This window comes from Neisseria sp. 27098_8_139 (assembly GCF_041433195.1).
Taxonomy (GTDB): domain Bacteria; phylum Pseudomonadota; class Gammaproteobacteria; order Burkholderiales; family Neisseriaceae; genus Neisseria; species Neisseria subflava.
Genome location: NZ_JAPWBA010000006.1, coordinates 85,375 through 95,242, shown reverse-complemented (window position 1 = coordinate 95,242; position 9,868 = coordinate 85,375). Strand labels below are relative to the sequence as shown.

The 9,868-nt window shown below is 45.5% G+C and carries 9 protein-coding genes and 1 pseudogene; 6 read left to right on the top strand and 4 right to left on the bottom strand.

All coding sequences use genetic code 11. The features are described from left to right. Positions 1 to 30: 30 nt before the first annotated feature. Positions 31 to 1,017, bottom strand: coding sequence for a malate dehydrogenase (locus tag O3660_RS07565; RefSeq protein ID WP_250600408.1), 987 nt, complete (start codon positions 1,015 to 1,017; stop codon positions 31 to 33). A gap of 121 nt (positions 1,018 to 1,138) precedes the next feature. Beyond that, on the bottom strand, positions 1,139 to 2,113 hold the full coding sequence (locus O3660_RS07560; RefSeq protein ID WP_004520317.1) for a PhoH family protein: 975 nt from the start codon (positions 2,111 to 2,113) through the stop codon (positions 1,139 to 1,141). 101 nt (positions 2,114 to 2,214) lie between these two features. Between O3660_RS07560 and O3660_RS07555 the strand changes: the two genes are divergently transcribed. From O3660_RS07555 to rlmB, 3 genes are all read left to right on the top strand, one after another. Further along, positions 2,215 to 2,925 (top strand): AzlC family ABC transporter permease, encoded by a 711-nt coding sequence (locus O3660_RS07555; protein ID WP_049351071.1) that lies wholly within the window; start codon positions 2,215 to 2,217, stop codon positions 2,923 to 2,925. Next, the gene (locus O3660_RS07550; RefSeq protein WP_371464797.1) at positions 2,922 to 3,230 is read left to right on the top strand and encodes an AzlD family protein; all 309 of its coding nucleotides are present in this window, start codon (positions 2,922 to 2,924) and stop codon (positions 3,228 to 3,230) included. Before O3660_RS07555 ends, O3660_RS07550 begins: the two co-directional genes overlap by 4 nt. Positions 3,231 to 3,292: 62 nt before the next feature. Then, positions 3,293 to 4,042, top strand: coding sequence for a 23S rRNA (guanosine(2251)-2'-O)-methyltransferase RlmB (gene rlmB, locus O3660_RS07545; RefSeq protein ID WP_049322071.1), 750 nt, complete (start codon positions 3,293 to 3,295; stop codon positions 4,040 to 4,042). 360 nt (positions 4,043 to 4,402) lie between these two features. Here the strand turns inward: rlmB and O3660_RS07540 are convergent, their stop codons facing one another. Then, the gene (locus tag O3660_RS07540; protein ID WP_049351069.1) at positions 4,403 to 5,356 is read right to left on the bottom strand and encodes an L-lactate dehydrogenase; all 954 of its coding nucleotides are present in this window, start codon (positions 5,354 to 5,356) and stop codon (positions 4,403 to 4,405) included. Positions 5,357 to 6,002: 646 nt separating this feature from the next. On the opposite strand from O3660_RS07540, the gene O3660_RS07535 reads away from it, so the two are divergent. The 3 genes and pseudogenes from O3660_RS07535 to O3660_RS07525 all read left to right on the top strand — a co-directional run. Then, the gene (locus tag O3660_RS07535; protein WP_049351068.1) at positions 6,003 to 7,532 is read left to right on the top strand and encodes an ATP-binding protein; all 1,530 of its coding nucleotides are present in this window, start codon (positions 6,003 to 6,005) and stop codon (positions 7,530 to 7,532) included. Next, complete coding sequence (locus tag O3660_RS07530) at positions 7,529 to 8,401, top strand: HNH endonuclease domain-containing protein (protein WP_152333320.1); 873 nt, start codon at positions 7,529 to 7,531, stop codon at positions 8,399 to 8,401. The genes O3660_RS07535 and O3660_RS07530 overlap by 4 nt, the downstream gene beginning before the upstream one ends. A gap of 242 nt (positions 8,402 to 8,643) precedes the next feature. Further along, positions 8,644 to 8,709, top strand: a pseudogene (locus tag O3660_RS07525) (dioxygenase); the annotation flags it as partial. An 81-nt stretch (positions 8,710 to 8,790) separates the two neighbouring features. On the opposite strand, the gene O3660_RS07520 reads toward O3660_RS07525, so the two are convergent. Beyond that, complete coding sequence (locus tag O3660_RS07520; protein WP_049351066.1) at positions 8,791 to 9,849, bottom strand: pseudouridine synthase; 1,059 nt, start codon at positions 9,847 to 9,849, stop codon at positions 8,791 to 8,793. Positions 9,850 to 9,868: the final 19 nt, after the last annotated feature.

Sequence of the window (9,868 nt, the reverse complement as noted above, 5' to 3'; positions counted from 1 at the left end):
ATTTTGCAAAGGTCTCAGACGGCCTTTGTTTTAGAGTAGATCTTGGATGGCTGAACGCTCTTCTTCTAATTCGGCCAGCGTAGCGGCAATACGTTTTTGGCTGAATTCGTCCGATAAATCTAAGCCTTGGACGATACGGTAGCTGCCTTCGTCACAAATGACGGGGAAGCCGAAAATCAAACCTTCGGGAATGCCGTAAGAGCCGTCGGACGGAACGCCCATGGTCACCCATTTGCCGCTGCTGCCGAGCAACCAATCGCGCAGGTGGTAGATGGCGGCATTGGCGGCGGAGGCTGCAGATGATGAACCGCGAGCAGCGATAATTGCAGCACCGCGTCCGGCGATTTTCGGCATAAAGACCTCGGTGTTCCAGTCGGGTTCGGTAATCATATCTTGGACGGACTCGCCGTTGCTGGTGGCGTAGCGGTAGTCGGCGTACATGGTCGGGCTGTGGTTGCCCCAGACGCACATTTGCTCGATGGAAGTAATCGGGCGGTCGATTTTTTCGGCAATTTGACTGACGGCGCGGTGGTGGTCAAGACGCATCAGGGCGGTGAAATTTTCCGGCGGGATGTCGGGTGCGGATTTCATGGCGATGTAGGCGTTGGTATTGGCCGGATTGCCGACGACGAGGACTTTAACGTTGCGATTGGCAACTTTGTTCAACGCTGCGCCTTGTACTTTGAAAATTTCGCCATTGGCGTGCAGCAAGTCGGCGCGCTCCATGCCTTGTGTACGCGGGCGCGCACCAATCAAGAGGGCAATGTCGGCATCTTTGAAGGCGACTTCGGGGTCGTCTGTGGCGAAGATGTCGGCAAGGAGCGGGAAGGCGCAATCCTGCATTTCCATAATCACGCCGCGCAATGCCTGTTGTGCCTGCGGCAGGTCGAGCAACTGCAGGATAACGGGTTGGTCGCGTCCGAGCATGATGCCGCCGGCGATACGGAAGAGGGTGGCGTAGGCGATTTGGCCTGCCGCGCCGGTAACGGCGATTCGGACGGGTGGCTTGAGGGTCATATTTTTCCTTTTGAAGTCGTTGTTTTACTTGATTTTTGGATTATAGCAGTATTATGGGGAGAATGATGTAGAAAGGCCGTCTGAAATTTGATTTTCAGACGGCCTGAAGTGTTTGAAAAGATTATTCGCCGTTTTTCTTTTCAGCTTGTTCTTCTGCTGCTTCATAGGCTTCGACGATTTTCTGCACCAAAGGATGGCGGACGACGTCTTCGCTGGTGAAGGTGTGGAAATACAGGCCTTCTACATCGCGCAGTTTTTCGCGTGCATCTTTCAAGCCGGATTTGATGTTGCGCGGCAGGTCGATTTGGCTGATGTCGCCGGTAATGACTGCTTTGGCACCGAAGCCGATACGGGTCAGGAACATTTTCATTTGTTCGGGCGTGGTGTTTTGTGCTTCGTCCAAAATGACATACGCGCCATTTAAGGTGCGGCCGCGCATATAGGCCAGCGGCGCAATTTCAATCAAACCTTTTTCCATCAGTTTGGTTACGCGGTCGAAGCCCATTAAATCATACAGTGCATCGTAAAGAGGTCGCAGGTAGGGATCGACTTTTTGTGCCAAATCGCCCGGCAGGAAGCCCAATTTTTCGCCTGCTTCGACTGCGGGGCGCACCAAAACAATGCGTTCGATTTGATGTTTTTCCATGGCATCGACTGCGGCGGCAACGGCAAGATAGGTTTTACCCGTACCGGCAGGGCCTAAGCCGAACACGACATCGTGGTTGAGCAAGGCGCGTATATAGCCGTTTTGGCGCGGGGTACGGCCGCCGATGCTGCCGCGTTTGGTGCGGAAATAGTATTGTTGGTCGTGGTGTTTTTCTTCGTGTTTTTCATCTGCGGTTTTTGCTTCGACGGCCGCGAGACTGATGGCGTTGTCGTCCAAGTCGCCTTTTTCTGCGGCTTCGGCAAGCGACAGCAAGGCACGACGGCCGGCGTGTGCCAGTTCGCCCATGAAGGTGAAATGTTCGAAGCGGCGGCTGATTTGGATATCAAGGGCTTTGCCTAAGGCTTCGAGATTGCTGTCGAGCGCGCCGCACAGGCGTTGCAACACGGTATTGTCAATTTCTTCAAACTGCAAATGGACGGTGTGGGTCATATCGGTTTCCGTAAATAAATCTAATTTTTCCATATTATACCTTGTTCAGACGGCCTGCTTTATAATACGTCGCTTCTTTTTAATAAACCATTCCAATCAAAATGAATCACACTGCTTCTCCTCGCTCAGAATTTCTGCGCGGTATCAAAGAAACATCGCCCATGCTGATCGGCTTGTTGCCGTGGGCGCTGATTTTGGGCATGCAGGGCGGGCAGAAAGGCATAAGTTGGCTGGAAATGCTGCTGATGACGGGCATGAATTTTGCCGGAGGTTCGGAATTTGCCGCAGTCAATTTGTGGGCAAATCCCTTGCCGATACTGCTGATTGCAACGGTTACGTTTATGATCAATTCGCGCCATATACTGATGGGTGCGGCGATTGCGCCGTATATGAGGGATATGCCGCTGAAAAAGGCGATGCCTGCGCTGTTTTTTATGTGTGATGAAAGCTGGGCAATGGCGTTTGCTGAAATTCAAAAGCGTAAGGCGGCAGGTTTGCCTGCATTCAATATGCCGTTTTATGCCGGCGTGTGTTTTATTTTGTATGTAACTTGGATTGGTTTTGCGGCGTTTGGCGCGGCAGTCGGCCCGATGTTCGGCGATGTGGCGGCTTGGGGCTTCGGCATGGCGTTTCCTGCGGTGTTTTTAGTGTTGCTGCGCGGTATGTGGAAGAGCTTTGCGGCTTCACGCCCTTGGTTTGTCAGCCTGATTGTGGCGTGCGCAACTTATTTGACCGTGGATGGCGCATGGTATGTTCCGGCCGGGACGTTGTCGGGCTTGTTGGCGGCGTATGTGTGGGGAGAGCAAAAATGAAGGATTTGTTGTCGCTGCAATCGTTTTTGCTGTTTTTAAGCATGTTGGCTGTTACCTATTCAACCCGATTAATCGGCTTTTTTGCATTGCGCAACCGTACATTGAGCCGTCGTGCGCAAGTGGTGATGGAGGCTGCGCTGGGTTGTGTGTTGATTTCTGTGATTGCGCCTTATTTTGTATCGGATAAACTGCATGAGTTGATTGCTATTGCTTTGACGGTATTGGCCGCCAGCCGGTTTGCGATGTTGGTAACGGTATTAATCGGCGTTGGCACTTCGGGCATACTCGGTTATTTGATGAAATAAAAAATTTTCAGACGGCCTTACTTGTTATAATGGCCGTCTGAATTTTTTGATAAAGCAAAAACATGGCAAACCAACGACTCATCTATGGCTTTCACGCCGTCAATGCCCGTTTGTGGCAAAACCCGAAATCGATTACCGAACTCTATATCCAAGAGGGCAAATCTGATGCGCGCACCCGCGATGTATTGGATAAAGCGGCCTCTGAAAACGTGCGCGTACATTTTGCCGATGCCGACCGCCTGAATGCCATCAGCAAAGGGGCGCGCCATCAGGGCGTGGTCGGGTTTATCGACGCTTCCAAAAACCATGTTCATTTGGAAGATGTGTTGGAAAACCTGAGCGAACCGCCGTTTTTGCTGGTATTGGACGGCATTACCGATCCGCACAATCTCGGCGCGTGCCTGCGTACTGCCGATGCGATGGGCGTGCATGCCGTGATTGCGCCCAAAGACAAAAGCGCCGGCCTGAATGCGACTGTCAGCAAAGTTGCCTGTGGCGCGGCGGAAACTGTGCCGTATATTACCGTAACCAATCTTGCCCGTACTTTGCGTGAGCTGAAAGAATACGGCATTTGGATTGTCGGCACGGACATGGGCGGCGACTCCGACCTTTACCACTGCGACTTGCCCGACAGCGTGGCCTGGGTAATGGGCAACGAAGGCGAAGGCATGCGCCGCCTGACGCGCGAACATTGCGACATGCTGGTGTCGATACCCATGTTCGGCACGGTCGAAAGCATGAACGTCTCCGTCAGCGCGGGCATGGTGTTGAGCGAAACGCGCCGTCAGCGGGTGTTGAAAGCAGAGAAATAACGCTTAGGTTAACGTCGTCTGAAAACTGGAAATTTGGTTTTCAGAGACGTTTGTTATAGGCGGATTAGTACCGTCATTCCTGCGCAGGCAGGAATCCATCGTAAAACTTGAGAAACCTTTATTTGAAAAACAGTTTCCGAATTTCAAAAATGGATTCCCACCGTAGCCTGTCCTCGCGTAGGCGGGGGCGGGAATGACGACAACCGGTAAATTGTGTATCGAAAATAAAGTAACTTAGATATAGGTATTTTTTATTTGAATTTAGAATATTGACGGATTAACTTCCCCATACATAGCAAACGTCGTCTGAAAACCAGATTTCCAGTTTTCAGACGACGTTTTACTTAGAGGCGATTCTGTTTATCCGACCATTTCATCGACTTTGCGTTGATAGCTTTTCAACAGCTCCGCCGAGCGGGCAAAGCGTTCGGTTTCATCGTCGGAAAGTTGCAGGTCGATGATGCGGACCGCGCCTTGGCGGTTGACGACGGTCGGTACGCCGATATACACACCGTTTTGTCCGAACTCGCCTTCAAGCAGGGTGGAAACGGGCAACACGACGCCTTGATTGTGCAGGATGGCGTTGGAGATACGGCTCAAGCCCATACCGATGCCGTGGCTGGTCGAACCTTTGGCGGCGATGACTTCGTAGGCGGCATTGCGCACGGTGTTATAGATTTTGTCCATACGCGCCTGCCCGTCTTCTGATTGTTCCAACATCTTCTGAACCGACATACCAGCGATGTTGGCGGTACTCCAAAGCGCAATGATGCTGTCGCCGTGTTCGCCGATCATCATGGCATCGACGCTCCAAGGCGCGACGTCGAATTCGTTGCCCAGACAAACGCGGAAACGGGCGGAGTCAAGGATGGTGCCTGAGCCGATAACGCGCTCTTTGGGCAGCCCTGAAAAGCGCAGAACGGCATAAGACAGTACGTCCACAGGATTGGAGGCAACCAAGAAGATGCCGTCAAAGCCCGAAGCCATGACTTTCGAAACGATGTCGTGGAAGATGCGCAGGTTTTTGTCGATTAAGTCCAAACGGGTTTCGCCGGGAGCCTGCGCCGCGCCCGCACAAATACACACGATGTCTGCATCCGAGCAATCATCGTAATCGCCGACGTAAATGCGCGCAGGCGAGGCGGCATAAGGCATTCCGTGGCGGAAGTCGCGCGCTTCGCCTTCCGCGCGCGTGCGGTTGATGTCGATTAAAACCATGTCGTCGCACAAGGCTTGGTTGAGCATGGAATAGGCGTAGCTGACACCGACCGCGCCCAAGCCCACAACGACCACTTTGTTACCAACTTTTTTCATATTTATTCCTGTTTGTTTGTGAATAGGAATTATTAATAACACTTGGACAGAGTGGCGTCAAATTTCAGACGACCGAGGTCTTGAAATGCTCAAAAAATAGGCGGAAAACGGCGTGCAAAACGACACTTGCCAAACCGTGCAAACCGACCTCATCCAGAAGACAGCGGTTTGGTGCACATCGAGCTATGCAGCAAAAGCCAAATCTTACACCTATTCAACTATTAAGATAATACCTTCAAATTCTTCAGTTTAGATATTGGGCTACTTGCTACACCAAGCTTTTGGGATGCAGAGATCCTATTCAAAAGAAATCGCATTCTCACCGAATTCCAAGGTGCACCGACTGAACAATGTGTCTTGCAAAAACTGATTGATACGATACTAAAGACAATACAGTCCTATACTGAGAAATCGGAAAAGACACGGTAGAATTGGATTTTGTGCTGCAATATGGGCAAAATGTTGTGCCAATTGAAGTGGAAAGTAGATGAGAATTTGAAAACAAAGAGCTTGAAAGTTTATGTAGAGCAAACAGTTTGCAATCAAAGAGGCATTACGCTTTCAATGGCGGATTGTCGTGATTAGGATTGGATGGTAAATATCCATTATATGTTATGAATTCAATATAATTAATCAAGGAATAATGATGAATTTTTTATTATTAGATAGAAATGAAAGACTTCCTTCTAATGCTAGAAATTTAGTCTGTTTAACTTACGATAATTGGAATGACTATTCTTATATTACTATGTTTTTTATGAATTATATCGATGAATATGGAAGTGTTCATCCTATTGGTAATATTAAAATTGGATTTAAAGGACAAACACCTGAAACTTCTACTTGTAAGAAAATTATAGAAATATGCCATGGGAAAACTTTCGAATCTCTACCTGAAAATTTTTTCTCTTTAGCTGAGGATGTTGAGTTCTACAAATCAATTATGAAACTTCCAAAAGAATCAAGAGAATATATATTAGGAAATTTAAACGACGTAGTCTACAAACCAGAATTATTTGATAGGTTTAAAGATGAAGATGTTTTTAAGACATCACTAATGAGATCAATAAGAGATGGAACTATTAAAGAGCAATTTAGAAGAGTTTTAGACGATAAACCACCTCTAACTAACTTTAAGTTTTCTTTCATTCGAACAGAAAAAGAGAATATGGGAAATATACAATTAGATTTCAATGTAATTGCCAATTCAACGCCAAGTACCAACATTCATGCAATTATTGGTAGAAATGGCGTAGGAAAAACAACACTATTAAACGGAATGATTAAATCATTCACTCATCAAATATATGAAGATGGGGGATTTTATACCATTGACTGGTCTGGTCAAAAATATAAAATTAATAATGATTATTTTAGCTATTTAGTAGCAGTATCCTTTAGTATTTTTGATCCGTTTATACCTAATCATGAAGATTTGAAATATTATTCTTATGTTGGTTTAAAGAAGTCGGATACACAATTGAAATCATCAAAAGAATATTTTGAAAAAGATTTTTTGTTGACTTTTCAAGAATGTAAGAGTTTTACTGCTAAAAAAGAACGTTGGCTTAATGCCATTCAAAATCTTGAATCAGACGATAATTTTGCAGAAATGCAATTAAGTAGATTAATAGAAGATAGATTAACTCAAGATGAAATTCTAAAAATAATTGGAAGGATGAGCTCTGGACATGCATCAGTATTGCTAATTATTACTCAGCTAGTAGCTAAAGTTCAAGAGAAAACATTGGTTCTGCTTGATGAACCCGAAAGCCATCTTCATCCACCATTATTATCAGCTTTTGTTCGTGCTTTATCCGATTTATTGGATAACCGAAATGGAGTAGCCATTATTGCTACACATTCTCCCGTTGTATTACAGGAAGTACCAAGATCTTGTGTTTGGAAAATTGAGCGGACGGGAAAAGTTACAAATCCTTATAGACCTAATATTGAAACATTTGGGGAAAATGTTGGTGTTTTAACAAGAGAAGTTTTTGGTTTAGAAGTAATTAAATCAGGATTTCATAAATTATTAACCAAAGAAGTATCAACAGGAAAGTCCTATGAAGAAATTTTATTTAATTTTAATGAACAATTAGGAACTGAAGCAAAGATTTTATTAAAAACCTTAGTACGAATTAGAGATGATAGAGATGGAGGGAATCGCCAGTGATTCGCATAAGATTACCTGCTGATCTCCTAAGTTATTCAGAGATAATTGACGTGTGCTGCAGTCGAAATACCCAATACAGAAGTGATGTATTATCTAATAAACAATATCTATTGGATATAGGGAATGATTACGAAGAATATGCACGATTAAATAATTTATACAGTTTTGATACAATTCTTACTATTGAACCAAATGGACTAATTCATAATACATTGAGTAATTCTCATATGGTTGAATTATATAATTATTGTTTACGTAATACCCGTAGTGGAGATGTATATGATAAGATCCTTGCCTTTGCCAAAAATCCTGAAATAAGATGTCCATTTTGTGGAGGAATTAGCAATCCATCACAAATAGATCATTTTTTACCAAAATCAAGATATGGACATTTTTCAGTATTTCCTTATAACTTAATTCCTATATGCAAAGATTGTAATACAGAATTTAAAAAAGAATTTTTCCCTATAGAAAAAAATGAACAATTAATTCATCCTTACTTGGATGAGGATTGTTTTTTTAATGAACAGTGGTTGTATGCGGAATATATTGATGATGGAACTGAATTTGGAACAGTTAGTTATTATCTTGTTCCTCCAAGTGGATGGTCTGATGATAAAAAGAATAAAATCAAATTTCACTTTGAGAAATTTCATTTGGCAGATAGATTTTCTGAATTTTCATCAGGAAATTTGTCTGATATTTTAGTACAAATGAAAAGTCATAAAATGAATGGTGCATTTATGGAAGACTTTGAAAAATGCAGTATAGATTCTGTTATTACAAAAGAAAGAAAAGCCAATCATTGGAAAAAAGCTCTTTTCCAAGCAGTTAAAACTAAACTTTCAGTGATTTGGGGAAGGATATAAAAAAGATTTTCCTTATGATTAAAAATACAGCTCAATGGGTTTAGCTTCAGCACTTTCAAGAAGTGAACTAAGGTCGTCTGAAACCATTTTCAGACGACCTCTTTTTAACTTTGCAGCAAAGCCAAAGAATATTTCATCATTTCCTATTTGGAAAATATATTGTTCATAAATTGAGATTTATTGCTTAATCATTTATCCGTACAATCCGCCTCATCAGATATTAAGGAGGCAACGATGAAAAAATGCCTGTATTATTTGTCGGACATGGCAGTCCGATGAATGTGTTGGATAAGGAAAATCCTTTCAATACCCACTATTTTTATAACTTAGGCAAGATTTTGTCGGGCTGAGACGATTTTGCAAAAGTCTCAGCTCCGATTTATCTTACATTAACTTTTCTTCCGGCGACGTTCGCCCGGCAGCAGCATATCTGCCCATTTGATAATGTTGGCGACTTCTGCCGGATTAAGTTCGTAGAACTGGCCGCGTTTGAGGCGGTTTGGCAGGCCGATGGGGCCGAAGCCTACGCGGACGAGACGGCTGACGGTCAGGCCTTGGCTTTCAAAAATACGGCGTACTTCGCGGTTGCGGCCTTCTTTGATGACGACGTTATACCATTTGTTTGCGCCTTCTCCGCCTTGTTCGTAGATGCGTTCTACTTTTGCCAAACCATCTTCGAGCATGACGCCTTCTTCGGTCAGGACGCGCATTTGTTCGGTGGTCAACTCGCCCAATACGCGCACGGCGTATTCGCGTTCGACTTCAAAGCTGGGGTGGGCAAAGCGTTGAACCAGTTCGCCTGAAGTGGTTAGAATCAAAAGGCCGCTGGTATTGATGTCCAAACGGCCGATGGCCACCCAGCGGCTACTGGCTGCTTGTGGCAGGCGGTCGAAAATGCTGACGCGGCCTTGCGGGTCGTCGCGGGAAACGATTTCGCCTTCTTGTTTGTAATACAGGATGATACGTGGCAGGCGGTCGGCCCATTTGAGTTTGATGATGCTGCCTTTGACGGTAACGTGGTCGTCGGGCGTAATTTTTTCGCCCAGTTGGGCTACGCGGCCGTTGACCGTTACCCAGCCGTTGCTGATCCATTCTTCCATTTCGCGACGTGAGCCGACGCCGGAAGCGGCCAGGACTTTTTGCAGGCGCTCGGGTTCAAAGCGTGAAAGGTCGCTGCGGCGTTCTTTCAAATCGCGGGCGTGCTCCATGATTTTTTGGTTGGGATTGCGGACCACCAGTTTTTTGGCTTTGGCGGCTCGTTGTTTTGGGGCGGTATTTTGAGCTTTGGGGCCGTCTGAAACTTTTTGGCCGTAAGTTTTGCCTGATGTTTTTCGCTCGTCGTCGGGACGTTTTTTATTGGCAAAGGATTTGGCCGGTTTAGAAGGTTTTTTGGCGGTAGATGATACGCCGTCGCGCCATTGGCGTTTGCTGGAAGGCTGTTTGGACATGATTTTTCCTAACTCGCTT

Excerpts from the sequence above, each read along its gene's own strand:
- O3660_RS07565 (WP_250600408.1), bottom strand. The coding sequence starts at position 1,017 with ATGACCCTCAAGCCACCCGTCCGAATCGCCGTTACCGGCGCGGCAGGC.
- O3660_RS07560 (WP_004520317.1), bottom strand. The coding sequence starts at position 2,113 with ATGACCCACACCGTCCATTTGCAGTTTGAAGAAATTGACAATACCGTG.
- O3660_RS07555 (WP_049351071.1), top strand. The coding sequence starts at position 2,215 with ATGAATCACACTGCTTCTCCTCGCTCAGAATTTCTGCGCGGTATCAAA.
- O3660_RS07550 (WP_371464797.1), top strand. The coding sequence starts at position 2,922 with ATGAAGGATTTGTTGTCGCTGCAATCGTTTTTGCTGTTTTTAAGCATG.
- rlmB (WP_049322071.1), top strand. The coding sequence starts at position 3,293 with ATGGCAAACCAACGACTCATCTATGGCTTTCACGCCGTCAATGCCCGT.
- O3660_RS07540 (WP_049351069.1), bottom strand. The coding sequence starts at position 5,356 with ATGAAAAAAGTTGGTAACAAAGTGGTCGTTGTGGGCTTGGGCGCGGTC.
- O3660_RS07535 (WP_049351068.1), top strand. The coding sequence starts at position 6,003 with ATGAATTTTTTATTATTAGATAGAAATGAAAGACTTCCTTCTAATGCT.
- O3660_RS07520 (WP_049351066.1), bottom strand. The coding sequence starts at position 9,849 with ATGTCCAAACAGCCTTCCAGCAAACGCCAATGGCGCGACGGCGTATCA.